The sequence below is a fragment of the Paenibacillus chartarius genome (genome assembly GCF_042432825.1).
GTDB lineage: Bacteria > Bacillota > Bacilli > Paenibacillales > NBRC-103111 > Gordoniibacillus > Gordoniibacillus chartarius.
This window is the reverse complement of sequence record NZ_JBHLWN010000085.1, coordinates 16,508-42,899: the sequence shown is the minus strand read 5'-3', so window position 1 is coordinate 42,899 and position 26,392 is coordinate 16,508. Positions and strand designations below refer to the sequence as shown.

The following is a 26,392-nucleotide window of genomic DNA, read 5'->3' as shown; positions in this document are numbered from 1 at the left end:
CCCGTCGCCCGTCGTCGTGCCTCCGCCGGGAGTACCTTCGCCCGTCGTCGTGCCTCCGCCGTCCGTCCCGTCGCCCGTCGTCGTGCCTCCGCCGTCCGTCCCGTCGCCCGTCGTCGTGCCTCCGCCGGGAGTACCTTCGCCCGTCGTCGTGCCTCCGCCGGGAGTACCTTCGCCCGTTCCGGCAGCAGCGGAAATCAGCTCAAAATCGCTCAAGCTCCGCGGCTTTAGCTGGAACGTTGTTTTGAATATCGAAGCGATACCGGTCACCTTAACCGTGTCGCCCTCGCTGTAGTTCTGCAGAAAAACATCCCTCGAAAGACCCGTACGCGCGTCAACACGCACATGTGTTGTCGTATTGTCGGGGGCTATCGCATCAAATTCGAAAGAACCTGACGGCGACGCATCGACAATCGTATTTACCTTAACCTGATCGAGAGAAATGAGCTGTCCCTGATTGTAAGAGTCCACACCCGTAACCGTCTGCGGCACAGGAAGTGTGTCCGTCCCGGTTTTACTTAAATAATTAATCGACGTCAGCTCCAGCTCGCCGTTATACAAATCCAGATCACCGCTGACTAAGACAGTATCGCCAACGTTATAACCGGAAGCATTTGAATAAACGTACATACCACCGGTCGAATCCTGGATATAGAACGATTGTCCGCCGAACGAACCCGGCTGTGTCGTAACGACGCCCTTCAAGCTGACGGTCGTATTCACATTTTTGCTGCGCGCCGTCACGATCGAGCTGACCGGCACGATATCCGGCGGGAGCTGTTCCACCGAAGCATTCGCATCGGCAGGCACCGTTTTGGTGATTCGCGCGGTTGACCCTTCACGAATCCGAACGTTCGCGGAAGCGGGAGTCCCTTTGATTTTGACCTTCACCTCTTTGATCGCATGCCCCTTGGCGTTGGCCGTCACCGTGAAGCTGCCGCTGTAGCCCGGGTTCGCCGGATACGTCACGCCATCGTCCAAACTGACCATGCCGAGCTGCGCTCCGCCGCTTGGATTATAGAGACCCACATTCACATTCGATAACGTGGCGAACGGCGCCATATTATCAATCACAATACGCAGCGGAAATTCCTTCTCATTGGATGGCAGAGTCGACTGCGATACGAAGGAGAAGACAGGATTGCTTACCGATACCGTCGAACCGTATGAGCCCGGTTTAAACGTCGTCGAGTCGTACCACTTATAGCCTGCAGCCGGTGCCGCCCACGGTTCCGCCTGCGGCTCCGTGCTGGAAGCAGGGTTCTCGAAATCAAGAAGTGCCGTCGGCTGGTCCAGCGTCAGACCCGGGTACTGGTCCAAGCTCGTTATCGTCGGTTCTTTCATGGTCAGCCAATTGATGACGTTGACCAAATAGGTCGCATCCTGTTCCTCCGACCAGCCTGCATATGTAGTTTTGGTGGCGCCTGTCTCTTCGCGCAAATATTTCGGCGAAGCATCCTCGACAGGCGAGGAATCTCCGATAAAGGCCGCCTTGCCTGCCCCCACTTTGGCAATCGCCGAGAAAGGCCCCTCCGCGACACCGCCGCCATTGTAAACGCCTTGATCGACCGCATTGGCCCATTTCGCCGTCGTTTGCGGTAAATAAACAATACCTTTCGCTTTACTCGGATCAATGATCGCGAGCGTCGAGCCGGCATGCATCGCAACGTTCGTAACCCCTTCAGTAATACCGAAGGACTGGTCCGGGGAAACGATCACATCTCCCGACACAATGTCCGCAAGCGCATTGTAGCGGAAACGCACACCGAAATTGTCGGCAAGCCAGTCCGAGCTTTGAACTCCCTGCATCGCCGCCGAATTCGCTTCCTCCTGCGTCATGCCGGCGGCCGGATTGGCCCAAGCCCCGCGGCGATAACCGTTAAACACTTCGGAGGCGTCCCAGCGGTTTTTGTTCCGGTCCGCATTGTAGTGGTCGGCGATAAAGAAAATGCTGCCCCCATTGTTCACATATTGCAGCATGGCTTCTTGCTCAGAAGCTTTGTACGGAATGTTTGCCTCGCCGATGACGAATGCGTCATATTGCTCCAAATCGGCCAGCGTAATCGGAGTCGTCTTGCGCAGTTCCTTCACGTAATAGCCTTTGTTCGCGAGCGCTTCGCCGAAATCGGAGAATCCGCCGTCAATGACCCAATCCGCCGCTCCGGAGGTTTGGCCGTGCGTGTTGTCGAACAACACTTTCTTGTTATTAGGCACCCCTACCGGATTCAGTACCGGAGCCGGATCTGCCGGTCCCTCCGCATAAGCCGTCAGGCTCCCGCTATACGGAAGAACAGCCGGAAATGGCAGGGCTACCGAAGCAGCCAGAAGCACTTTCCATACAAAACCTTTGCTTTTCCACATGTTCGCGTCTCCACTTCCTCTAAGATGTCAGCATAATCTCGTCTCATTGCGAGTTTATCAGGAAAGTATGTTGAATTTGTTAGGCGCGCGCATGTAATTTGTGGAAAGCTAAGTCCCGCTTCCCCCCAAAGCCGACAGGGCCTCGCTCTCACGGATAGATGTTCACTATTCAATATTTAATTTAGATTTCGTTAAGAATTGTAATGTATACTTACATCTTTGAAGGGAAAGGGGGAAAAGCATTTGTCCATTAGATTTCGAATACTGCTTTCATTCATGACCACGCTTGCCGTAACTGTGCTTATATTTTTCCTTACCGCTTACTTGATTTCGGTTGCGGTAACCGGTGATGCCCGCAGTATCAGCCGTTTCTATAACATCCACTATACGCTCCATCCGTTGACGGCAGAAGAAGAAACCATCTTTATGGAAATGAAGTATTTGGCCAAAGAAAATCCGGAGAAATTGAAGAGCAGAACGCTGCTGGAGAACTATGATTTCCAATTGAAAATGGTTCAAGCCGGATTGATCGTACGAAATAACAGCGAACTGCTGTTTATGTCTCCTACGCTAAGAGAAACGAAAGTGGAATCCGCACTTCCTGACTATGAAATGAACAACTATTCCATCCGTAACTCCTTCAATGTAGGAAGCCGCTTTTTCTCCTATGCGAAATTCGATTTTTATTTTTCCGAACAAGACCGGGGAAGTATTTTTGTGATTCGGGAAAGAAGCCCTTTTGCGGAAATGATCCGAACGCTGCTGCCTATTTTGATTGGTGTTTTGCTAGCTATCTTGCTTCTAACCAGTATTGTGATCTATCGGTATGTGACCCGAACGATTGTGAACCCGATCAATGTGCTGCGCGATTCGGCTCAGCGGATTAAAGAGGGCGATTTGCAATTTAAATTGAAACCGGAATCGGCCGATGAAATCGGGCAATTGAGTATGGCCTTCGAACAGATGAGACAGAAATTGAATGAATCGATTGGGCTTCAAGTGCAATACGAGGAAAATCGCAAGCAATTGATCTCCAACATATCGCACGATTTAAAAACGCCGATTACAACCATCAAAGGGTATGTGGAAGGAATCCGGGACGGCGTTGCCGATACGAAGGAAAAAATGGATAAATACATCGACACGATTTATACAAAGACGATGGATATGGATCGATTGGTCGACGAGCTCTTCTTGTATTCCAAATTAGATTTGAAGCGAGAGCCGTTTTCTTTTGAAACGGTCGATTTACACCGGTTCATGCAAGACATGTTCGAAGAAACGGAATTTGAATTTAGGAACAAAGAAATCACTTTTCTGTGGGAAGATGCCCGTTACCCTGAAGTTTTCGTGCTTGCCGACCGGGAAAAGCTAAAACGGGTTTTCTCGAATTTATTGAACAATTGCGTGAAGTATATGGACAAATTGGACAAAGTCATAGTCGTAAAAACGACGGTAAACGATCGGCAATTCACCGTCGAGATCCGCGATAACGGACCTGGGATTCGTCCTGAGGTTCTCCCGCACATTTTTGAACGATTTTACCGCGGGGAGCCTTCCCGCAACACGAAGACGGGCGGAAGCGGCCTCGGGCTCGCCATCGCCAAGCAGATTGTGGAAGGGCATGGAGGCCGCATTTGGGCGGAAAGCGAATGGGGTCAAGGAACAAGTCTATTTTTTTCATTACAAATCCTCTCTACTCATGGTGATAACGATGCAAAAAATATTAATCATTGAAGACGAAACCGCTATTGCAGAGCTGCAAAGAGACTATTTCGAGCTGCATGGGTATATAGTTGACATCTGTCATACCGGAGACGATGGTCTGGCTATCGCTTTGAAAGGAGCTCACGATTTAATCATTCTGGATTTGCAGCTCCCCGGGATCGATGGCTTTGAGTTGTGCAAGCAAATTCGCCGAGTGAAGGAAATACCGATCCTGATTGTTTCCGCAAAGAAAGAAGAGATTGATAAAATTCGAGGCTTTGGCTTAGGTGCGGACGATTTCATTACCAAGCCCTTTAGCCCCAACGAACTTGTGGCCAGAGCCAAAGCGCATTTATCCAGATACGAACGCTTCATGGGCAAAAACAAGGATTCCGAGAAAATCCGGATCCGGGAATTGACGATCGATAAAGCGTCACGGCGGGTATTTGTTCATGGCAAGGAAGTGATTTTCACCGCGAAGGAATTCGATTTGCTGCTCTTTTTGGCAACACATCCGAACCGGGTATTTTCCAAAGAAGAGCTGTTCGAAAGAATTTGGGGGATCGATTCCGCGGGAGACCTTCCTACCGTTACGGTTCACATCCGGCGCATTCGCGAGAAGATTGAAGCCGATCCTTCCGCCCCTCAATTTATCGATACGATTTGGGGCGCAGGCTATCGTTTGACGGTATGAGGGTTCAGGAACGTAAAAGTTTCGAGTCTGTTTAGAACTATTTAATCTTTCTTTATGAGCGAGTTTAGAATGGTGGCCTATCATAGTAAACGTGAAAGACATCAAATATTGCTCATTGGGGGAAGATTCATATGAATAAGAAGCATCAGAAAATGCTGGCATTAACGATAGCGGCGACCATCGGCGGAAGCGCATTACTGCCTTTGGGCGCGTTGGCTGCTAACTCCATACCAGTTTCCGCAGACCAAGCTGTCCGTGAATTAGCTCAATTGGGCGTACTTCACGGTTACGAAGACGGCACAATGAAACCCGATAAGCCTGTCACACAAGCGGAGCTGGCAAAAATGCTCGTGCTTGCTTTCGGTATGCAGGCGCAGGGCGAAGCTTTGAAAGGGCAGCAGCATAAAGACAAATGGTATGTATCATACGTGAATACGGCAATTGCTTCCGGGATCATGGCGGAGGACAAGTTTGGACCGGATCAGCTTGTTACGTCCGAGGCGTTGTACGCAGCAGCAGCGAAAGCTTTACAAATCAGCGAGCTGACAGTGAAACAATGGATGAAAGATATGATTCACGGTAATCACACCGTGACTCGCGGGGAAGCCGCCCAACTCTTGCTGATGGCCAAACAATCGGCTCAATCCGGAGAAGGCGTAAATAGCAAAAATACCGTTGGGCAGCAAATGGCCGGCATGCTTAGCAGCACCAATTGGCAAGGAACCAAAGTGTATGATAAGTATCATAATGATCTGACAAAAGAAAATGCGAATTTTATCGGTTTGGCGAAATATGATCGGCAATCATCCCGATATGAGTTTTTTGATAAAACGACAAAACAAAGTCGAGGAGACAAAGGCACTTTCTTTATAACCAATGATGGCAAGACTCGAGTATTACTTTCAGAATCCATGGGATACCAAGCAATTGTCGAAATAACAGAACTGAATAACGATAGGTTTACCTATAAACGAATGGGTAAAGATGCTAATGGAAACGATGTCGAGGTTTTTGTGGAGCATATTCCTTATACGGAAACAGAACTCGCCTTCACGGATCCGGCTAAGACTTTACAAACGTATACGGGGGAAGTAGTGACAAATATCGATGGGGACCGGATTTTATCAAGCACGATATGGCGGGGAACGGTAGTCCTGGACGAAAACGGTCAAGATGTATCCAGCTATAACACGAATTTCCTCGGTCTTGCGAAATACGACGATCAAACCAATCAATATGAATTTTTCGATGCGAAAACAGGTCAAAGTCGCGGAGATTTCGGTTATTACGATGTTGTTAACGGAAACAAAATAAGGGCCCATGTTTCGCAAGGATTAAAGTACGGGGCCGTTCTTGAACTTACTGAGCTTAACGAAAATAAATTCACTTATAAGAGAAAAGGTAAGGATCAAGCTGGAAAAGAAATCGATGTAACAGTCGAGCACGTACCTTATAACGGTGATCTTAAGCTGAAATTCACCAAATAACCCTATTCTTCAAAATCAAACAGCGGCAGCCTGGGAATGTTCGTCCCGTCTGCCGCTGTTTCCATTGTCAGAAATACTTTGCTTACGAGCCGATCAGGAACGCCCGCGCCGGAGCGGCGTCGATCCCGGTCAGCTTCAGCGGCGCAATGACCATGAAATACGAACCGGCCGGAACATCCTTTAGACGCAGTCCTTCGACGATAGTGATCTCGTTCTCCAGCAGCGTCTTGTGCGTCATATAGTCCGGCTGAGCCCGCTCGATGCCGAGGCCGTCGGTACCGATGCCGCGCAGCTTCAGCTCTTTCGCATAGAGCGCGCCGTCAGCGGCCAAATAGACGAAGTTCGGATCGAACTCTTCGGACAGCGAATTGCGCGTCTTGAGCAAAATCCATTCTCCCGGCTGTACGGCCCACTTCTCCAGATCGGCGCGCGTCACCGCTTCAGCCACATCCGTCAAGTCCAGCACGCGAGCCGGGCCGACAAGCCGTTCCAGCGGAATCGAATCGATCGTCGCTCCGCCTTCAATCATGTGCAGCGCGGCGTCGACGTGCGTGCCGGCGTGAACGTCCATGGACAGCTGGGATTCATGCGTCTTGGCGTTCGTGAAGTCTTGCCGCGCCCAAATTTTCGGCTTCTTCTCTTCTTTATTTTTGTATACCTGCATGCCCTCGTGAATCGTCATCGAGATATCGTACAACCGGTACATAGTCGCCTCTTCCCCCTATGCCAATACGTTTGCTTCCGGCTTGGCGGCGGAAGTCGTCGTTTCCCAGTGGACCTCGCCTTCATGCTGGCCGTTCACCGGCCACCACTTGAAGCCGTCGTTTTCCAGCAGCTCCTGCGCCCGTTTCGGCCCCCACGAGCCTGCAGGATAGAACGCCAGGTCTTCCGAGCCCAGCTTCGTCCACGCATCGGCAATCTGGTCGACGAATTGCCATGCATGCGCCACTTCGTCCCAGCGCGTAAAGTAGGTGGAATCGCCGCGGGAAGCATCGTGGATCAGCCGTTCGTAGGCTTCCGGCGTGTTGATGCCGACGACGCAGCTCTGGCAGAAGTCAAGCGCAACCGGTACGAGCACGCCTTCGGAGCCCGGCTGCTTCGCATTCATTTTGAAATAAATGCCTTCCATCGGGTTAATGCGGAACACGAGCAGGTTCGGCTCAAGCGAATGCTTGCGGGACAAATAGACGTTGTCCGGCACGTTCTTGAACTCGATGACGATCTCCGTCGTCTTCACCGGCAGGCGCTTGCCCGTTCTGACATAGAACGGAACGCCGGCCCAGCGGAAGTTGTCGACGAACACGCGGGCCGCGAAGAACGTCTCCGTCGCAGACGCCGGGTTCACGTTCGGCTCGCTTCGGTAACCGGGCAGCGGCTTGCCCTTCAGCTCGCCCTCGCCGTACTGGCCGCGGACGACGTTCTCGCGGACATCCTCAGCCGAGGCGAAGCCGCGGAGCGAACGGAGCACCTTTACCTTCTCGTCGCGAATATCCTCCGGATGCAGACGGCTCGGCGGCTCCATTGCGATCATCGTCAGCATCTGCAGCATATGGTTCTGCGCCATATCGCGCAGAGCGCCGGACTTGTCGTAATAGCCGCCGCGCTCCTCGACGCCGACCGTCTCGCTCAGCGTAATTTGCACGTTAGCGATGAATTTGTTGTTCCACAGCGGCTCGAAGAATGCGTTGGCGAAACGGACGAACTCGATATTTTGCACCATTTCTTTGCCCAGGTAGTGGTCGATACGGTAAATATCCTTCTCTTCAAATACTTGCCGGAGCTGGGCGTTCAGCTTCTCCGCCGATTCCAGATCGTAGCCGAACGGCTTCTCGATCACGAGGCGATGGTAGCCCTTCGTATCGAGCAGGCCGCCGTCGCGGAGATTGAACGATACGCTGCCGAACAGGTCCGGCGCCAGCGCCAAATAAAACAGCCTGTTGCCGCCGGTCTCATACTTGCCGTCGAGCTCTTCGACCAACACGCGCAGCTGCCGGAAGCCGTTCACATCGTTAATATCCAGCGGCATGTAGTTGAAACGTTCGGCAAAGCTTGTCCAGTCGGTATCGCCGACCGACTTGTAGCGCCCGAATTCCTGGATCGATTCGAGTACGTCTTGTCGAAACTGCTCGTTCGTACGCGGGCGTCGGGCCAGGCCGATCACCGCAAAATTTTCCCCCAGCTTGCCTTCCCTATACATGCTGTATATGGCGGGGAAGAGCTTCCGCTTCGCCAAATCTCCCGTTGCGCCGAATAAAAGAATTACAGTCCCACTCATGGAATCATCGCTCTTTTCCTGAATTTGTAGTTACGCATAGCATACCCCAACAATGCCTACGATTCAAGTTTAACAACCGGGCTAACGTCCAATCGAATCGGGACAATCGCACATATCGTGAAATAGAAGCTACGAAACAATGGAGGTGTTCTCTCATGCAGCGTATCTACCCGATTACCGAGGAAGCCTGCCGCTGCCACTGCGGTAAACCCGTGCTCATCTACTTGGCGGACGGGTCCGAAGTGTACGGCATGCTCAGCCGCGTCGAGAACGGCAAATTGGTTTTGAATGAGCCTGAGACGGCAGCGGAAGCGAGCGGCAAAAGCGTAACCACGTCTCAGCGAAAATCATCGGCTCGCTCCGGCAAAAAAACGCGCGGCCGCTATCCGACCGTCCAAACGAGCGCATTCGGCGCTTTCCCTGGACCGTTCTTCCCGCCGTTCGGCCTGCTGGGGCCCGTGCTGGCGTTCGACCTCGCCTTCATCGCCGCTCTCTTCCTGTTGATTTAACAGACGGCTTGCTTAACTGCGGCAGTACGCAAATCAACTCCCGACCGTCGGAAAGGCGACGATCGGGAGTTGCCGTCTGAACGTCCCTCAGAATTCCGCAAGCCGTTTGCTCATCCGGTAGCAGTGCACGGAAGGCTCGTAGCTCTCGACCAGGTAGCCTTTGCCTACGTAGAAACGCTGCGCCCGCCAGTTGACGGCATCGACATACAAGTAGGCCTCCCGGCATCCTTTCTTGAGCCCTTGCCGTTCGGCTGCCCGCATCAGTGCGGTACCCAGGCCTCCGCCCTGATACCGCTCGTCCAAGGCCAGCATATCGATCAGCATTTTGCGCTCGCGGCATCTGCACGTGATGAAGCCGAACGGAGCGCGCCGCCCTTCCGCTACAGTTAAGGTAAAGTCATTCCCGTTCAGCCGCTTTACGATGGCAGGCATACTGGTCTGCGCAGTCGGCACAGCGGCGCGGGCGAAAGGCAGCAGCTGCCGCACAACCATTTGAAATATCGCCCCGTCGTCAATCGCCGGAATGCGCTTACGTATCATCGGCTTCGCCCCCGCAAGTATGGATGCTACAGCATATGCGCACCCGATTGCTGACGAGCAGGCGCAGCTAAAAAATTTTTATTTTCATCGCCGGGCTATAGTCAAATGTTTCCTGTCCCCTCTATAATAGAATTACGAGCTCAGCTCCCACAGATTCGGCAAGAGGTGATTCACATGTACCCGATCAGTCCTGTTTACGCTAACCGGCAATATGCTTCCGTAGAAGGCACATATAAGGTGCATGCGGTATCCAAGAACAGTCCGCTTCATCGCTCGGGCGAGCAAACGTTATTCGACATGATTATGGCGTATAACGATTACGTGCGTTCGCCGGAGGAGCGCCATTCGACCCGCGATAACAACGGTTCGGCCGGCTCCGAGCAGCGCAGGAAAAGATCGGAGCCGGCAGGCGAGACAGGCAGCGCTCCGGCCGGCGCCAATTCCCCTGTTCGGAACGGCGGCGGCCGCCCGGTCGTCACCGACGCTTATTTGCGCACGGCCATCATTTCGCCCCCCGACGGCGCATCCATATCGAGGCCGTTCAGTCCTTACGGGCGGTTTCGCGAGCTGGGCTTCGATGCCGAGCATTTGCCGGCAAGGCCGGTTCCGGCCGTGGGCCAGCGGCTGTATGACAGCATGCTAAGCGCATACGCCCCTTACAGAAGGATCGGCATGAACTACGAAGAGCGCTCCTGAAGCAGCCGTCGGCTGCTGCGGGAAGCGCTCTTTGTATGGTTTCTTGGCTTATTGAATTATATGGCCGAGCGGCGTTGTGACCCCGTCCATGCTTACCGCATTTTTTTCCCGCCAATACCGCTCCAGCTCCTGCTCGCTCTTGCCGTTAGCCCACTTCTGCAGCGTTTCACGCTCACCCTCGTACGAGTAGAACGGCACGCTGAAGCCGCACGACGTCTTGACCTCGCTGACCCGGACCGCCACGATCTGCCGCGCACCCGGCAGCAGCTCGAACTTCGGCGACAGCTCCTCCCATTCGTCTGCCCCCGGCAAAATCACTCTCCCCTGGCCATACAGCCGCATAATCATCGGGGCTCCTTCAAAGGCAACAAACATCAACGTAATTCTGCCGTTCTCCGCCACATGTGCGCTCGTCTCGTTGCCGCTGCCGGTCAAATCCAGATAAGCCACTTCATTGGGCGATAAAATCCGCAGCACGTCGTGGCCCTTCGGCGACAAATTGACATGGCCTTCCGCGCTTAGCGGCGCCGATCCTACGAAGAAGATGTGCTGCTTGCGAATAAACGCCTCATGCTCAGGCAGCAGACCCGGAAATAGCTTCCCCATCGCTTCCCGCTCCTTTGGTATTAGTTTCAGCTCTTCAGCATGCCGCGTCCGCGTATCCGTGTGCACATCTACTTGCTGCCGTATCATGGTCCTCGCACTCGAAGGGCTGCTGCGGTTTTCCAACCTTAGCTGTTATGCCGTTCTTCCGCTATAATATATATGCACCTCTGCTCCGTTCACTGCACCAGTCCGTGCTTAAACGCGTAAATAGCCGCCTGCGTGCGGTCTTCCACCCCAAGCTTGGCCAGCACGTTCGTGACGTGAAACTTCACCGTCTTGATCCCGATGAACAGCTCGTCCGCCACCTCTTGATTGGATTTGCCCGAAGCGATCAGCTTGAGCACCTCCATCTCGCGATCCGTCAGCTCCTCGTGCGGCGCTGCAGCCGGCTTCGGCTGGCGGAACCGGTTCATGAGCTTCGAGGCAACCTGCGATTCCAGCACCGACTGTCCCTTCGCCGCCGAACGGATCGCCTGGGCAATCTCCGACGCGCGCGACGTCTTGAGCAAATAGCTGAAGGCGCCGGCTTCGAGCACCGGGTACATCTTCTCGTCGTCCAGGAAGCTCGTCAGCACGATCACTTTGCAGTCCGGATGCTCCTGCAGCAGCTTCTTCGTCGTCTCGATGCCGTCCATGCCCTCCATTACGAGATCCATCAGCACGACATCGGGACGGTATTCCTGCGCCAGCCGGATGCCCTCCATGCCGTTTGACGCCTCCCCGACAACCTCAATCCCGTCCTCTGTGCCGAGCACGGCTGCAAGCCCGATCCGCACCATCTCATGGTCGTCGACGAGCAGCACTTTAATGTCCGCTTCCTCCATCGATCGTTCCTCCCTTACCATCCTTCAACCTCATTCCGCCGCCGCTTCCATGCCGTCGCCATCCGCATCGGGCCCGCCGGCCCCGGCCAATATCGGCACGCGAATATCGATCCTCGTACCTTTCTCCGGCGCCGTTACGATGTGCAGCGAGCCGCCGATTTCGCTGACCCGCTCCTTCATCGTGACAAGCCCATACGACGTATGCTTCTTGGCCTCCAGATCGAACCCGACGCCGTCATCCCGGATCGTCAGCCGTGCGGCATCCGGCCGCTGCTGCAGCCGCACCTCCAGCTTCGATGCCTTGGAATGGCGCAGCGCATTGGACATCGCCTCCTGCACGATCCGGAACAGATGGTCCTCGATTCCGCGCGGCAGCTTCAATTCGTCGTCCATATCCCACGTAATGTCCATCGGCACCTTCGCGCGCAGCTCCTGCAGCAGCTCCGACAGCCCCTCGGACAACCGCTTGCCCTCCAGATGAACCGGGCGCAGGTGAAGCAGCAGCGCTCTCATCTCGGACTGGGCGACGGCCGCCATTTCCTCGATCAGATGAATTTGCCGCTTCGACTTCTCGAAATCTTTGTCCAGCGTCCTGCCGACCGCCGTCGCCGTCATCGAGATCGCGAACAGCTGCTGGCTGACCGCATCGTGCAGCTCGCGCGCGAGCCGCTGCCGCTCTTCGACTACTGCCGAGAAACGCGCCTTCTCCGCCAGCTCGGCGTTATCGGTCGACAGCCGCTGCAGCGACGTGACCTGCTCTTCCCACTTCTTCATTATTCGATTCAGCTGTTCGCCGAGACGGCCGATTTCGTCGAGCCCCAGCTCGGGCACCGGCCGCGAGAAGTTGCCCTTCTCGAGCAGCAGCATCGTATCCAGCAGCGGATCGATCCGCCGCTTGACACGCTCCGCATGCCAGTAGCCGTAAGCCGCTCCGATGCCCGCCACGATCATCATCACCATGAACCCCAGCGGTATCGCATCCGCCCACGAAATCGACTCGATATCGATATACCCGTAAACGAGCAGCACATATAGAATGACGCCGAACAGGACGAGACTGAGCACGGTAGCTTCGCCCATGCTGCGCCATATAAGGTTCGTCAGCTTCTTCTGATCCGCTTCCAAGGGCCAGACTCCTTTCGCTGCGCCGCGTCCGACGACTCATTACAAAATTTTAATATCAATGTCTCCTACGAGATAAGTCACGACAAGTTTCACTTTATGCTCGCTGACCCGGTAGTTCGGCGACTGCCAGACGAGCTTGTTCATCAGTCCCGATTCCAGCTCATGCGCGGCACGGATTTGCCCGAAAGTGACCGACGTCTCGACGCTGACTCCGATATCGTCAGGAACGATGATGTCCACATCGCCGACAACGCCTTGAATGACGACGGTCGTTTCCTTATTCTCCAAAATCGCCAGCGACAAGTCCATATGAAACTCGCCGATGAAATGCCACACGCTGACATTGCGCAATATCCACGGCTCTTGTCCCCATCTGATGCTGTCCACCAGCGATTGCTTCTGGAGGAACGACTCGTCGCGGTGAACCCGTTTGGACTTGATGTAGAAGAAACCGAGAGCGATGAGTACGACGGCAATCAGAAACGACAGCTTGTCGCCGAGCAGCATGAACACGCCGAGACCGAGGAAGCAGTAGCCGCGCTTCGCGGAGCGCCCGCGCAAATCTCTGATTCCAAGCAATATGAGAGCGACGGCAAGCAGCCCGAAGAAGCCGAACTTATGCTGCAGCAGCAAAAACAGGCCGGTGCCGATCAGAACGAGGGCCGTGTTGCGGTTGCGTTTGCGTTTGTCGTCACTCATCTCCGGCACCTCCTCTATGGATAAACAAGAGCCATTCGGCCGCGCATCGCTGCCCGCCGCATGGCTCTTCCGCTAAGTATTTGTAATGAGCCCAACGATTAGCATATCATACATGCCCTTAGCCCATCAAAGCTAAATTTGCTGAACCGGCCCCCGCCGCTTACGCAGCTCATGGGCCTGCTCCTTCATCGCGTACAGCTTCTCCACCAAGTCCTGGACCCGGGCCCGGGTTTCCTGGTAGCGCTGCCGGATTTCACGAATCACTTCATCGTAATGCTGCTTCTCCTCAAGCATTTGCTTCGCAACGGTATCGCGGCCTTGTTCAGCCGCCTGCACCGCTCTCAGTCCGAGCTCCCCGGATAAGAACGATACGTCCTCCAGCTGGCTTTGCAGCTCGCGCTCCGTGCCGATCATCGCCGCCGTAGTCCGCTCCAGGTCGTCCATCCGCTTCTCCAGCTCGCCAAGCTCAGCGTCTATTGCATCACCCGGCTGCTCCGGTTGATCCAGCTTATCCAACAGCTCGTTCCAAGAGCTCTTCGTCACGTCCATAACTTTCGTTAACAGCGACATCATCATCTTCCTTTCGTCCTGCGGCTTGCAGCCGTCCCATCAAGCCGCCTCGTGTACTATAGCTTTATTGTAACGAGAAGAAACCGCCGGCGTAACGGACCGCGGGCGGTTTCCATCCTAGACCTAAGTTGGGGAACGCTGTCCGTGTTCCCGCTTAGAAGAAGTCGGCCAAATACGTCGTCCGCTGCGGCAGGCGTGCGGCCAGCCGGCGCACATCCTCCGCCGGGCCCGCCAACCTGCCGATCCCCTGCAGGAAGTCCACGCTTTGGTAGCCGACGAGCAGCGTCGACAGCGTCTGGATCGACAGCTCCAGCGCTGCGGTCGCCGCCTGCTCATGCTCCTGCTTGCGCGCCTCAGCCCGGCCGTCCGCCCCGATCCGCAACCGGAACAGGCCGTCGTTCCACGCCGCCTGCTCGTCGCGGAGGCGCAGCGTCCACGCTTCCTCCGCACCGCTCGCCGTAAACGGATACTGCGCAAGGAATGCCTCCACGTCAACGATCCGCACCATAAAATACGGAACCGTCTCCTGCGCAAAGCGCGGATTCGGAAGCAGGAACGGCAGCTTGTCGTCGATCGGCGCCTGCAGCTCGACCCGATCCATCATCGAATCGTGATCGGCGATAAACTTCCACAAGGCGCTGCGAGCTTCTTCGTCCAGCCATACGAGCTCATGCACCTTGCAAACCCGTTCGCGAACCTGATAGAACACATACCCCCGGGCTTCCCCGCCGGCGTTCCGGTATACCGCAGCAGTCCCCTTCTTCGATGTAAAAATACGCTCCCGCCACCACTTCTCATCCCTCTGCAGCATACCGCTATACTGCTCGGCGTACGCTTCATACAGCGGCCCAAGCACCTCCGGGACCGGCTCGACTCGCACGACAGTTCCGGGAGCGTGAGAAAACACGCCTTTGATTTTATCCGTTTCAAGCTTGTATTTGCGGAAGTCGCACAGCGTCTCCCACCCGAACCGGCGGTAAAACGCAAAATCGAACGGATGCAGCAGCGAAACCGACTGCCCCCGCCGCCGCATGGTTTCCAGCGCATGCTTCAGCAGCCTTCCGACCAGCCCCTGCCGGCGGTATTCCGGCCAGGTCGCCACACCGGCGATCCCTCCCATCGCGAGCACGCGCCCTCCGAGCCACATGTGAAAATCATAAATCATGAGCTTCGACGCCAGCCTGCCGTCTATCCATATGCCCCAATATTGGCTCGGGTCGGCGAGCCGCATCCGCTCCTCCCGCTCTTGCGGGGTAAGCTCGTATTGAAAGGCGAACTGCGAAAGGGCAAAGCTCTCCGCCATATCTTCGTCGGTTAACTGACGCAGCTCCAGCTGCGGTTCATGCTTCATTGGGCATCCGCCTCCTTGTTGGAACTATTATCCATCAGACTGCTGCCAGCCGGCAAGGGCAAGAATGACTATGAGGAAAGTTCCCGCTATAATGAAATGGATTCCGTAAAAATGATGTGAAGGAGCTTGTCCGCTATGTCGTCCGTTCACGAAGCGATCACGAAGCACGTTACCGCGCAAAACCGGCATTTAACCGAATTCCTGAAGCTCGACGCCCGGCGCGAGCAGGCGATCGGGGAGGTCGTCCGGCTGTGCGAGGCGGGGCAGCCGTTCAGCGTCGACGAGATCAATCGCGTTACTGCTGAAATCAATAAGCACGCCGCGCAAGGCATCTCGCCGCAGCGGGTTTATGTGACGAGCGAAATGGTCAGCGAATACGTCAAGAAGCGCCTTAGGTCCTGATGCCTTAGGCGCTTCTTTTCCCGGGTCCGCACACTCTGCCGGTACAAGCCTATCCGGACAAAATTAGGCTGGTCTCCGGGCATCCGTCCAGCCGCTCCCGCCCGGCCGGCATATGATAGTATCAGAGCGGCGGTTCCATCAGCGCCGTTCGGACTTATTACAACTACCGGGGAGGGTTTTACATGGCATACGCTGGCGCAGCTGCAGCAGGTGGTGCAGGTTTTGGCGCTTGGACTTCCACTGGCGCTATCCTGGTTCTGTTTATTCTGCTCGTTATCGTCGCTCGCACGTTCTGTCTGTAATTGAACGAATTGTATAGAAGAGGCCCACTAGTCCGCCTGGCGGACCGTGGGCCTCTTTGCGTTTCTATGGATAGCGGTTTATCCGCCGATTTGCGACATGCGGCGCACCGTCGGGCTATGGGATTGCGATTCGCCCGCCAGCACCTGCGCCATTTCATGATTTTCCGGCTTAATGTCCAGTGCGCGGAAGAACAGGTCGGCCAGCGCCGCGTCGTCGCCGATATAACGGCGAACGTTGAATTCATCCGACCAGTACAAGCAGGGCTTGATGTTGCCGTCGGCCGTCAGGCGCAGCCGGTTGCACGTCTGACAGAAATGGTCGCTGACCGGATGAATAAGCCCGAAGCCGCCGACCGCGCCGGCCAGCTTGTAGTTTTGCGACGGGCCGTTGCCGTACACGGTCCCCGATTGCTCGGCATGCCAGCCGTTCGCCTCCGCCCGCTCCAAGACGGTAGTCAGCGGAAGGTACCGCGCCTTCCAGCCGTCGTCGCTGTGGCCGATCGGCATATATTCGATAAATCGGACTTGAACGTTCGTATCGAACGTCATCTTTAGGAAATCGTCGATTTCGTCGTCGTTGATTCCCTTCATTAACACGACGTTCAGCTTGATCGGATCGAGTCCGACGCGGTAGGCCGCTTCGATCGCCGCGAGCACTCTGCGGATGTCGCCGCCGCGGGTAATCAGACGGAACCGGTCTTCCCGAAGCGAATCGAGGGAAATGTTTATGCGAGTCAAGCCTGCCGCACGCAGCCGCTCCGCCTTCGAAGCGAAGAAGATGCCGTTCGTGGTCAGGGCGATATCCTCGATGCCGGGAATCGCGCCGAGCCTTGCAACAAGCTCCTCCACGTTCTTGCGCACAAGCGGTTCGCCGCCGGTCAGGCGCAGCTTGCGCACGCCGAGCCCGGCCAGCACCCGCACCGTCTCCGCGATCTCGTCGAACGTCAACAGATGCTCCTCCGGCTCGAACTCCATACCTTCTTCAGGCATGCAGTAGACACAGCGCAGGTTGCACCGGTCGGTAATCGATATTCGCAAATAGTCATGTACTCGACCGAACCGGTCGACCAGCCGCTTCTGCATCAGCTGCGCCTCCTTTAGATGATTTTATTGAGCCGCGCTTGAAACGAGCTCCGCCACGCCTCCGCCAGTACCGGCAGCCCGGCCAGCAGTTCCAGCGCTTCGCGGTCGTTCTTGTCGAAATATTTGATCCGGTTGGCGAATGCTACCGTAATCCCCGCCGGATGCCGTTCAATAAGCTCCGTTGGAGTTCCCGGTGTGACGTTCCCTGGCTTCAGCACTCGAAAATAATACCCCGTATACCCGGTCTCCTGCACCCATACCGGCATCTCCGGTTCGTTATGCTTCGCGCCCAGCTTAAAGCAAGGCTGCCGGGGCTGGCTGATTTGCACGACCGCCTCTCCGAGCCGAAACGTATCGCCGATACAAACGATATCTTCGGTCATGCCGGAGACGGTCACATTTTCACCGAAGGCTCCGTGAACGAGGTCGCGTTGAAGCCGCTTGGCCCAGTATGGATAGTGCTCGGCGCAGTACGCATTGACCGCTTTATCTTGGCCGCCGTGATTGACGAGATCCGCCTGTGCGTCTCCGTCGAAATTCACTTCCGACAAATAGACGGACCCCGTGACGCCGGTCTTGTTAATGGCCGACATCACAGCTTGATCCCGGTACCGTAACGGTTGGGGCTTGCCGATCTGGATAGATAGCAGATGCACGGCAGGTCACCGCCTTCTAGCATGGATTGGTTATTACTATAGCAGAAATAACCCCTGAAGTCACCGCTGACGCGGCATGTCAGGGGTTGGGGCAATGGAGCAGGAGGGCTGTCAGGCCGGACGTGCGCGGGCGGAGCTCGAGGCGGGCCGGGAGGAGAGGGGCTGGAATGTGGCCGCGGGGGCGCAGGATCATGAGTCCGGGCGTCAAGTAGGTCAGATGGGCCGGGGGGCCAGGCATCTCCCGGGGTTCCGGGGACTGGAGGGCCACGGGTCAGTGAGGTCGTGGAGCCGAACGAGCTTGGGGCCGGGGGGCCAGACACCACCCGGCGTTCCGAGACCAATGGGCCAGGCGTTACCCGGTGACGCGGAGCCAAGGTTTTCGTAACGTTCGTTACGTTCGTTTTCCGTTCACCCAAGCGTCGTTGTCGTAGCCGCGTACTTCCCAGTAGCCGAGGTGCTCTTTGTCGATCAGCTCGATGCCGTTCAGCCATTTTACCGATTTGTAGGCATACATTTGCGGAACGATGAGCCGTACCGGACCTCCGAGCTTCTGCGGGATCGGCTGGCCGTCCATCAGCACCGCGACCATCACGTCGTCCATCCCCGCCTGCTCCAGCGATAAGGCATCCGTATATACGCCGTCGCCGGAATACAGCTTCACGTACTTTGCTTGGATTTTCGGCTTGACCAGCGCCAACAGGTCTTTTAGCAGAATGCCTTCATACGTAATGTTATAAACGGACCATCCGGTCACACAATGAAAATCGCACACCTGTACATGCCGCGGCAGCTTCAGAAACTGCTCCCAGTTGTAGAGCGCCGGTTCTTCGACCAAGCCTGAGATGGCGAACTGCCAGTTGTCGGCAGTGAAGGAGGGGAAATCCGTAACGGTGTAGATACGGAAATTGCCGCTCAGGCCGCCGCCCTTCGGCGGCATGGAGTCCGGCAGCGGCGTCGGAGCCGGCAGCATGCCTGCGCCGCCGTCGGCACCGCCGTTGGTCGCGGCCAGCTGCTGCAGCGAGACGCCGCTGCCGCCCAGGGCCCCCTTCAACCAGCGGTAGAAGGGGGGCCCGGCCAGGAGCAGCAGGGCGAGGCCCGCTGCTCCGCGCAGGAACGCGCCGCGCGACAGGCGCGTTTGCGCGAGCCGCGCGAGCGCCGCATCGGCGGCGGCGCGCGCGGGTGACGGCGGCTGCCCGGCAGCCGCCGCAGGCTTTTGCGCAGCCGGCGCAGCGGGCTGCGCGGGCGCGGGCCCCGCAGCCGGGGCGTGCGGCTGCGCCCGCGGCGCGCTCGCGCCAGCTGCTGCCGGAGCTGCTGGAGCAGCTCCGGCACCGGCAGCACCCGCAACCCCTGCAGCACTTACAGCCCCATCCGCGCCCCCACTCCCTGCAGCGCTTGCAGCCCCGGTTGTACTTACGTACCCGGCAGCAGCCCCCACATCGCTTGCATCCCTGACAGAAGCCCCCGCTGCCTTCCCGACGCTTGCACCGCGAGACGCGCGCTTCACCCAGCGGCTGCGCGAGACGCTGTGGTACAGCGCGTACGGCACGCCGACCCACGTCAGCGCGTCGTGCCAGAACAGCGCGGCACTGCTCCACTGCGCCGGCAGACTGCGCAGCTGCCACAGCACGATGCCGGATACGCACCAGCCGATCAGCAGAGCAAGCACAAACAGCAAATTCGCGCGTTGTCCCGCCCTTCCTCTGATTTGCCGCCAATGCTTACGAAGCAGCGGCACATACGCGAGCAGCAGCCCCGCCGATACGATGCCGACGACGATATGCAGCTGCTTGATCCAAACCCGTCCTTCTCCCAGCATACCCCGCAGCTCCGGTACCAACAGCAGCAAACCTGTCACCGTAAGCGCCAGCAGCGACCATGCGTTCCATGCATGCAGCTTCCGCAGCCTTTTGCCCAGCGGCTCGTTGAACCATTTTTCCCGTACGTAATTGACCTGCAAAGCGATCCCCCCGTTTCACCGGCTTCTACATTCAGTATAACGGAACGCACGGGCCAATGGCTTGCTTCCGCTTCAGACAAACGCTAGTTCATCATGGGCGCTCCCGCCAAGAACGATTCGACGAACGGTTTGGTCACATATGTTGTATGGTCCAGCAAAACCGGCACATTCTCCAGCATGCGCTCCGTCATCGAAACTAAGGCGGTTTTGCTGCCGATCGTAATTTTAACCGTATATTTCTCCATCATGTCATTCTCGTCCACATCGTTCTCCATCATTTCTTTCTCCATCATGCCGTTCTCCATCATGCCGTTCTCCATCATGCCGTTCTCCATCATTTCTTTCCCCATCATGCTCTCTTCCATCATCTCTTTGCCCGCCATGCCGCTCTCTTCCATCCCCATCTTGCTTCGAGAAAGCGTAATCGATCTCTCCATACCGTTCCACTCTACCGAAAATCCGAGCATCTCCGCGGCTTGGCGCAGCGGCACCAGCTCCATCCCTTCGACCGTGCGCACTTCCAGCTTGCTGTAATCGATTTTGGCCGCCATCATGTCCGACTGCTCTGCGAATGAATGGCCCTGCACTGGCACCATCAGCGCTAACGTTAAAGATGAAGCGGCTACCCATGCTTTCCAGTTTTTCATTTGTTCATTTTCCTCCTTGTATAGTAGGCTCCCTTGCAATACCCACTTTACAGGAGACATCTTATCGATCTATAACGCGATTCTTACAAAAGTATAAACCGTCTCTATCGATTCTCTATCATCAACGGTATCGTGAACCAGAACAAGCTTCCGCTTCCGGGCTCGCTTTCCACCCCGATGCGTCCTCCGTGCAGCTCCACGATCGACTTCGCAATTGCCAGCCCCAAGCCGGCACCGCCGCTCGCGCGGGTACGAGACCGGTCCACACGATATAACCGTTCGAATATATGCCGGGCATCCTCGGCTGCGATCCCTTCGCCCTCATCCTCAACCTCGAATTTGGCCGACCTATCGTCCTCCAATGTCACTGCAATACGAATCCCGCCCTCGAAAGGGGAATGCCTGATCGCATTTTGCAGCAAATTGCCTATTACGCGCTTCAGCTCGAACGGCATCGCCAACAGCTGCGGCATCTCTTCCGGAATCGACACGGCAACCTCGATGCGCTTCTCCAGAAGCAGCAGCTCACAGCCTTGCAGCGTCTCCACCAGCAGCGTATCGACGTCACAGGCTTCGGGCAGGAACGGCCGGTTGCCCGCATGGAGCTGGGAAAGCTCGAATAAATCGTCGATCATCCGGCTGAGCCGCAGCGTCTCGGCCCGAATCGTTCGAAGATATTTGTGCTGCGTCGCCTGGTCTTGGACGATGTCGTCCTCCAGCGCCTCGACAAAGGACTGCACCGACGCCAGCGGCGTCCGTAAGTCATGCGATATATTCGCTACAAGCTCCCGGCGGGACGCTTCGACCGATTGCAGCTGAGTGAAGCTTGCCTGCAGCCGAACCGACATTTCGTTGAACGAATGAGCCAACCGGCGAAACTCGAGCGGTCCGTTCAGCGAGGAAACGTTTTCGAAGCGGCCTCCGGCCATCCGCTCCGTCGCCTCCGTCAATCGGCGAAGCGAATGAACGAGGCGCTTGGTCCATGCAAAATGAACCGTAAACGAAACGGCCGCCGCGCCAAAAGTCACTGTCGCAAGCAGCACCGTTTCAGCCGCTTTCAGCAGCATGTAGTGGTAACATACAAACAAGCTCAGCAAAATAATGCCGATACTAATCCCGTTAGCAAACAGCAGATAAGAACGCAGCCTCATGTCCGGTACTTCCCTTCAAATTTATAACCGACTCCCCAGACAGTCTTGATCAGCGCCGGCTGCGAGGGCTCGACCTCGATTTTCTCGCGAAGCCGCCGAATGTGCACCGTAACGGTCGTCGTATCACCGTAATAATCCGTCGACCATACTTGATTAAGCAGTTGATTCCGCGAAAATACATGACCCGGCCTGCCGGCCAGCAGAACCAGAAGCTCGAACTCTTTCACTGTCAACTCAACATTCCTGCCATCAGCTGCTACGCAACGGGTCTGCAAATTGATTTCGAGTCCCGGGTAGCTGAGCACGTCGTCCATCGATACCTTTGCTGCTGTCCCTTGACCCGCCCGGCTTGCGCTTTCTCCTGCCGCTTCAAGTGCCGCGTACCTCCGTTCCCGGCGAAGAATAGCCTTGACCCTCAAGACGAGCTCACGCGGACTGAACGGCTTCACCAAGTAATCGTCCGCGCCTAGCGTCAGCCCCACCAGACGGTCCCGCTCCTCGCCTCGAGCCGTCAGCATGACAATCGGTACCTCCTGCTCATTGCGGATTTCCTCACAAACCTGCCAACCATCCTTCTTTGGCATCATCAGGTCGAGCACGATCAGATCGGGAGCGTCGCTGCGCCACAGCTGCAGCGCCTCCTCGCCGTCAGCGGCAGTGAGCACGCGATAGCCCTCCCGCTCCAAATAGCGGGCGCAAACGTCCGTTATGTTGGCTTCATCATCCGCTACCAATATCGTAAGAGGCATCCTCGCCATTCCTTTCCATGGACCCTATTTCTTCTATTATATCGCAGGCGCAAAACCGCCATCTCTTACAAAAGTATTAAGCGATAAAAAATAAGGACAAGCGGCGCCCGGCTAGGGCACGCTTGTCCTTCATTCATAGTCTGTCGAAGATAACGGTTTGGTGAGGCGTTATTTCGAAGGAGAACGTTATTACTTGGAAATTAGCGGATTTCAAAGGCGCAATCTGGAGCGGAAATCGAAACATTGCCCCTTTTCTACCCAATGACATAACTTTAACGCCGTCAAAAACCGTTATTTTGCTGCAATGCACTCATTCGGCAATTATAACGACTTCAAGGCCGCTTATTTCGAACGAATCCTTTCATAAATCGGAGAAGCAATATGTTTGCCCCTTCAAGCCCTAAAAGCCCTATCCCAACAGCCTGCTACCGCGCCGTAAACCGCCACAGCACGCTCTGGAAGTCGCCCTTCACATCCGGCAGCGCGATGCCCGCATGCATCAGCTCGTCGCCGCCATATACGTCTCCAGTCGCTTCCAGCATGTAATCGCGGTTCGGGTCGAGCCCCTTCAAGCGCAGGCGCCGGAGCGGCTGATGCGATATGGCCAGCACGCGGAACCAGGCGACCATCGCATCGCTCCGATCCTCGGCGACGACCATCCACGCCGTCTCATTGCCCTCGAACGGACTAAGCAGCCTGTACTGGTCGCCGAATTGAACGAGATGCCGCAAGCTCTTGTATTCGGCCACCTGCCGCTTTACGACGTCCATTTCCTCGTCGCTGAACTTCGTCAGATCGAGCTCATAGCCGAAGTTGCCGGACATCGCTACGTGTCCCCGCATTTCGAGCGACGTCACGCGGTGCACCTGATGGTTCGGTACGGCCGACACATGCGCTCCCATCGTAGAAATCGGGTACACGATCGACGTACCGTACTGAATTTTCAGCCGCTCGACGGCATCCGTGTTATCGCTGGTCCACGTCTGCGGCATGTAATACAGCATCCCCGGATCGAAACGGCCGCCGCCGCCCGAGCAGCTCTCGAACAGCACGTGCGGGAACTCCGAAGTGATACGCTCCAGCAGCTCGTACAGGCCGAGCATATATCGGTGCGCCGTCTCGCGCTGCCGCTCCGCAGGCAAAGCCGCCGAGCCGATCTCCGTCATGTTGCGGTTCATATCCCACTTCACGTAAGTGATCGGAGCGCTGCGCAAGATGTCGCTAACCATCGTGTAGACCGCTTCCCGCACGTCGGCGCGCGAGAAATCGAGAATGAGCTGGTTGCGGCCCTCCGTCCTCCGCCGGTCCGGCACATGCAGGCACCAATCCGGGTGCGCCCGGTACAGCTCGCTGTCCGGCGACACCATCTCCGGCTCGAACCAGAGGCCGAACTGCATCTCAAGGCTTCGCACCCGTTCTACGAGTTCCTCCAGCCCGTTCGGCAGCTTCTTCTTATCGACGAACCAGTCGCCGAGCGAGCTGTTATCGCTGTCACGCTTGCCGAACCAGCCGTCGTCCAGCACGAACAGCTCGATGCCGAGCTCTTTGCCGGCACGGGCGATGCTCTCGATTTTATCCGCGGTGAAATCGAAATACGTCGCTTCCCAGTTGTTCACGAGAATCGGACGCGGCTCGTCGCGGTACAGCCCGCGGCATAGCCGCTTGCGGTACAAGCTGTGGAACTTGCGCGACATGCCGCCGAGCCCTTGCGCCGAATGCACCATGACCGCCTCCGGCGTCTGGAACGTATCTCCCGGCTCCAGCAGCCAGCTCCAATCGAACGGATTGAGTCCGATGGACAGGCGGCTTGTGTGGTATTGGTCGCTTTCCGCATGGGCCGCAAAATTGCCGCTGTATACGAGGTTGACGCCGTAGACGTCGCCGCTGTCCTCGTCCGCTCCCGGCGACAGCAGCGCCAGAAACGGATTTTGATTGTGTGACGAGGAGCCGCGCGAGCTGCTGACCGAATACATGCCCGACGTCAGCGGACGGCGTTCGATCCAGCGCTCACGTGACCAGGAGCCGTACAAATTCAACACTTCAAAATCCCTGTGCGGGAAATCGACGGAAGCACTAAGCGCTCGCAGCAAGCGCAGCGGCTGCCCGCCGATGTTCTCAAAGCGGACGGACCGCGTGATCGCATCGAAGTGGCGAAACGCCGTATAGCTGAGCACGGCCTTCAGCCCCGCCGTATCGTCGACAAGCTCAATCTCCAGCGTATCCGCCTCATCGTCCGCCTCGACATATGTAGCGGGCAGCCCTGCCAGGGCCGGCTTCCCGGCGATGATCCGATGGGACCGGTACAGCAGCTCCGTCACGGTGGAGCCGTTCGCCAGCTGCACTTGATAGGCCGGGTGGCGGAAATCGCTCGTCCCGTAGGCCGGATACTCCTGCGGCAAGGAATCGAAGGAAATCGAACCGTCTTCCGGGAATGGCGTCGGCGAGAAAGACGCCCGCGACGCCGTCTGAAGCAGCTTGTCCAGCGACGTGCCGCGTACCTTGCTTCCCCAATACAGGTGCGTCAGTACGCCGGTCTTTATGACTTGCATGGCATAGCTCGTTCCGGACGTCTGCAGATGAAACGTTCGCGAGCCGGCATCATAATGAATAGGCACGAATGTCAGCCTCCTACTTTTCGATCAAGGTAAGGTTACCCCTCTACTGTAACCGAAACGGTATCTTTTCGTGCATGGACAGATGTAAGCTTCACATGGACGGATGTAGCTTTGCGGACGACCGCGACCATGCCGAACCCCGCACCTGCAATAAGCAGGCCAAGCAGCGAAAACATCGCTTCTCCGCCTACGGCATTCATCAGCAGGCCGCCCAGCACCGGCCCGACCGCCCTCGCCAGCTGCCAGTTCAGGCTGAAGATGGAGAAATACCATCCCCGTTTGTCCGCTGGGGCCATCGTCGAAATCACCTTCTGAATATGCGGGCCCTGCAGCATTTCGCCGATCGTAAAGACGAATTCCACAACCAGCAGCAGCCAAAACCACGGTGCAAAGCCATAACCTAGCGCCACCAGCGCATACAGCAAGTAAGCGGCGCCGATCACCGCACACGACGGCAAATGCTCGCTGCGGGAGGCGATCCACATCTGCAGGACGATCACCGCCAATCCGTTGAACGTAAGCATTGCCGCGAACATCGCCTGATAGTTGTCCGGATGATTTTTTTGCAGATGCAGCGGGAGCGTCGTCTCGACTTGAGCGTACAGCATGTTCAGCACTAAAGCGCACAACGTAATCAAATACAGCGCCCGATGCTCCTGCCAGCCTTGAACGACACCACGGATCCAAGGCAGCCGCTCCGCAGACACCCGCTTTCCGGAGCCATCGGCCCCTTCCTTCAAGTCCCCATCCCCGGCCTCGCCCGTACCGCCAGGCGGCCTCGTCTCCGGTACCTTCAGCCACACGAGCACACTATACAGCAGCGTCGATGCAGCGCAGATGACGAATACGAGCTCGGGCCGCCAGGCAAACATCAGCAACCCCAGCAGCGGTCCTGCAGCCGCGCCGACATTAAGCGCCGTGTGCAGCAGCGCGAACACCTTCGCCCTGTTCTGCAGAGGAACGACGTCCGCCACCTGCGCATTAGCCGCAGGCATGAACATCGCATTACCGAGCCCGATGCACGAGGCGACAAGCGCATACTGCCATACTTCGTCCGCGAGCAAGTACCCCAGCATACAAACCGCTTGAATCCATAAGGATGCGAGCATGACCGGCTTGCGCCCGTATTTGTCGCTTAGCGTCCCTCCGTAGATGCTCATCAGCATCCCGCACAGCGGCGGCAATCCGACAATCATCATCGGCAGCAGGATCGAACCGTCCATCCGCTCGTGCAAATACAGCACAAGAAACGGCCTCAGCATAAAATTCGTAACGGAAGTCAGCGCCGTCCCCACCACCCGTATCCATATCGCCGTATCGCAGGTGCGGTAGACGCCCGACATTTTGTGCAGCATAATTCATCTCTCCAATCGTATGTCTCCCCATTCT

The 26,392-nt window shown here is 56.5% G+C and carries 25 protein-coding genes and 1 pseudogene; 8 read left to right on the top strand and 18 right to left on the bottom strand.

What is annotated here, in order from left to right; genetic code table 11:
* On the bottom strand, positions 1–2,358 hold a 2,358-nt coding region (locus tag ACFFK0_RS22780; RefSeq protein WP_377472664.1), incomplete at its 3' end, for a DUF5689 domain-containing protein.
* A gap of 243 nt (positions 2,359–2,601) precedes the next feature.
* Here ACFFK0_RS22780 and ACFFK0_RS22775 point away from each other — a divergent pair.
* From ACFFK0_RS22775 to ACFFK0_RS22760, 4 genes and pseudogenes are all read left to right on the top strand, one after another.
* Positions 2,602–4,095 (top strand): sensor histidine kinase, encoded by a 1,494-nt coding sequence (locus ACFFK0_RS22775; protein ID WP_377472663.1) that lies wholly within the window; start codon positions 2,602–2,604, stop codon positions 4,093–4,095.
* Positions 4,073–4,759 (top strand): response regulator transcription factor, encoded by a 687-nt coding sequence (locus tag ACFFK0_RS22770; protein ID WP_377472662.1) that lies wholly within the window; start codon positions 4,073–4,075, stop codon positions 4,757–4,759. The genes ACFFK0_RS22775 and ACFFK0_RS22770 overlap by 23 nt, the downstream gene beginning before the upstream one ends.
* A gap of 131 nt (positions 4,760–4,890) precedes the next feature.
* A pseudogene (locus tag ACFFK0_RS22765) lies at positions 4,891–5,088 on the top strand (S-layer homology domain-containing protein); the annotation flags it as partial.
* Complete coding sequence (locus tag ACFFK0_RS22760) at positions 5,062–6,246, top strand: DUF4822 domain-containing protein (RefSeq protein WP_377472665.1); 1,185 nt, start codon at positions 5,062–5,064, stop codon at positions 6,244–6,246. The pseudogene ACFFK0_RS22765 and the gene ACFFK0_RS22760, both read left to right, overlap by 27 nt.
* An 82-nt stretch (positions 6,247–6,328) precedes the next feature.
* Here ACFFK0_RS22760 and ACFFK0_RS22755 read toward each other — a convergent pair whose 3' ends face one another.
* Entirely contained in the window at positions 6,329–6,952 is a 624-nt protein-coding gene (locus ACFFK0_RS22755) for a cyclase family protein (RefSeq protein WP_377472661.1), read from the bottom strand.
* A gap of 15 nt (positions 6,953–6,967) precedes the next feature.
* Positions 6,968–8,521 (bottom strand): glucose-6-phosphate dehydrogenase, encoded by a 1,554-nt coding sequence (gene zwf, locus ACFFK0_RS22750; protein WP_377472660.1) that lies wholly within the window; start codon positions 8,519–8,521, stop codon positions 6,968–6,970.
* 155 nt (positions 8,522–8,676) lie between these two features.
* Between zwf and ACFFK0_RS22745 the strand changes: the two genes are divergently transcribed.
* The gene (locus ACFFK0_RS22745) at positions 8,677–9,030 is read left to right on the top strand and encodes a hypothetical protein (protein WP_377472659.1); all 354 of its coding nucleotides are present in this window, start codon (positions 8,677–8,679) and stop codon (positions 9,028–9,030) included.
* 87 nt (positions 9,031–9,117) lie between these two features.
* Here the strand turns inward: ACFFK0_RS22745 and ACFFK0_RS22740 are convergent, their stop codons facing one another.
* Positions 9,118–9,570: a GNAT family N-acetyltransferase gene (locus ACFFK0_RS22740; protein WP_377472658.1), complete on the bottom strand. Its 453-nt coding sequence runs from the start codon at positions 9,568–9,570 to the stop codon at positions 9,118–9,120.
* Between the two features lie 174 nt (positions 9,571–9,744).
* Here ACFFK0_RS22740 and ACFFK0_RS22735 point away from each other — a divergent pair, with 174 nt between their 5' ends.
* Positions 9,745–10,266, top strand: coding sequence for a hypothetical protein (locus tag ACFFK0_RS22735; protein WP_377472657.1), 522 nt, complete (start codon positions 9,745–9,747; stop codon positions 10,264–10,266).
* A 48-nt stretch (positions 10,267–10,314) separates the two neighbouring features.
* Here the strand turns inward: ACFFK0_RS22735 and ACFFK0_RS22730 are convergent, their stop codons facing one another.
* The 6 genes from ACFFK0_RS22730 to ACFFK0_RS22705 all read right to left on the bottom strand — a co-directional run bounded on the left by ACFFK0_RS22730 (position 10,315) and on the right by ACFFK0_RS22705 (position 15,441).
* Positions 10,315–10,872 carry a pyridoxamine 5'-phosphate oxidase family protein gene (locus ACFFK0_RS22730; protein ID WP_377472656.1) on the bottom strand — a complete coding sequence of 186 codons (558 nt, stop codon included), beginning with the start codon at positions 10,870–10,872 and terminating at the stop codon, positions 10,315–10,317.
* Between the two features lie 176 nt (positions 10,873–11,048).
* Complete coding sequence (locus ACFFK0_RS22725) at positions 11,049–11,696, bottom strand: response regulator (RefSeq protein ID WP_377472655.1); 648 nt, start codon at positions 11,694–11,696, stop codon at positions 11,049–11,051.
* Between the two features lie 30 nt (positions 11,697–11,726).
* Positions 11,727–12,821: a sensor histidine kinase gene (locus ACFFK0_RS22720; RefSeq protein ID WP_377472654.1), complete on the bottom strand. Its 1,095-nt coding sequence runs from the start codon at positions 12,819–12,821 to the stop codon at positions 11,727–11,729.
* A gap of 39 nt (positions 12,822–12,860) precedes the next feature.
* A complete protein-coding gene (gene liaF, locus ACFFK0_RS22715) occupies positions 12,861–13,520 on the bottom strand; it encodes a cell wall-active antibiotics response protein LiaF (RefSeq protein ID WP_377472653.1) in 660 nt (219 codons plus the stop codon).
* Positions 13,521–13,652: 132 nt separating this feature from the next.
* Complete coding sequence (locus ACFFK0_RS22710; protein WP_377472652.1) at positions 13,653–14,096, bottom strand: PspA/IM30 family protein; 444 nt, start codon at positions 14,094–14,096, stop codon at positions 13,653–13,655.
* Between the two features lie 148 nt (positions 14,097–14,244).
* Positions 14,245–15,441, bottom strand: a complete 1,197-nt coding sequence (locus ACFFK0_RS22705; protein WP_377472651.1) for a GNAT family N-acetyltransferase — start codon at positions 15,439–15,441, stop codon at positions 14,245–14,247.
* Positions 15,442–15,576: 135 nt separating this feature from the next.
* Between ACFFK0_RS22705 and ACFFK0_RS22700 the strand changes: the two genes are divergently transcribed.
* Both ACFFK0_RS22700 and ACFFK0_RS22695 read left to right on the top strand, forming a co-directional pair.
* Entirely contained in the window at positions 15,577–15,843 is a 267-nt protein-coding gene (locus ACFFK0_RS22700) for a YpbS family protein (RefSeq protein WP_377472650.1), read from the top strand.
* 182 nt (positions 15,844–16,025) lie between these two features.
* Positions 16,026–16,145, top strand: a complete 120-nt coding sequence (locus tag ACFFK0_RS22695) for a YjcZ family sporulation protein (protein WP_377472649.1) — start codon at positions 16,026–16,028, stop codon at positions 16,143–16,145.
* 78 nt (positions 16,146–16,223) lie between these two features.
* On the opposite strand, the gene moaA is transcribed toward ACFFK0_RS22695, so the two are convergent.
* From moaA to ACFFK0_RS22655, 8 genes are all read right to left on the bottom strand, one after another.
* Positions 16,224–17,228 carry a GTP 3',8-cyclase MoaA gene (gene moaA / locus ACFFK0_RS22690; protein ID WP_377472648.1) on the bottom strand — a complete coding sequence of 335 codons (1,005 nt, stop codon included), beginning with the start codon at positions 17,226–17,228 and terminating at the stop codon, positions 16,224–16,226.
* Between the two features lie 14 nt (positions 17,229–17,242).
* Positions 17,243–17,884, bottom strand: coding sequence for an MOSC domain-containing protein (locus ACFFK0_RS22685; protein WP_377472647.1), 642 nt, complete (start codon positions 17,882–17,884; stop codon positions 17,243–17,245).
* Positions 17,885–18,275: 391 nt separating this feature from the next.
* Entirely contained in the window at positions 18,276–19,841 is a 1,566-nt protein-coding gene (locus tag ACFFK0_RS22680; RefSeq protein ID WP_377472646.1) for a molybdopterin-dependent oxidoreductase, read from the bottom strand.
* 83 nt (positions 19,842–19,924) lie between these two features.
* Positions 19,925–20,488, bottom strand: a complete 564-nt coding sequence (locus ACFFK0_RS22675; protein ID WP_377472645.1) for a stalk domain-containing protein — start codon at positions 20,486–20,488, stop codon at positions 19,925–19,927.
* Between the two features lie 104 nt (positions 20,489–20,592).
* Positions 20,593–21,639: a sensor histidine kinase gene (locus tag ACFFK0_RS22670; protein ID WP_377472644.1), complete on the bottom strand. Its 1,047-nt coding sequence runs from the start codon at positions 21,637–21,639 to the stop codon at positions 20,593–20,595.
* Positions 21,636–22,388, bottom strand: coding sequence for a response regulator transcription factor (locus ACFFK0_RS22665; protein ID WP_377472643.1), 753 nt, complete (start codon positions 22,386–22,388; stop codon positions 21,636–21,638). Before ACFFK0_RS22665 ends, ACFFK0_RS22670 begins: the two co-directional genes overlap by 4 nt.
* Positions 22,389–22,813: 425 nt before the next feature.
* Entirely contained in the window at positions 22,814–25,003 is a 2,190-nt protein-coding gene (locus tag ACFFK0_RS22660) for an alpha-galactosidase (protein ID WP_377472642.1), read from the bottom strand.
* Between the two features lie 35 nt (positions 25,004–25,038).
* Positions 25,039–26,358, bottom strand: a complete 1,320-nt coding sequence (locus ACFFK0_RS22655; protein ID WP_377472641.1) for an MDR family MFS transporter — start codon at positions 26,356–26,358, stop codon at positions 25,039–25,041.
* Positions 26,359–26,392 lie beyond the last annotated feature (34 nt).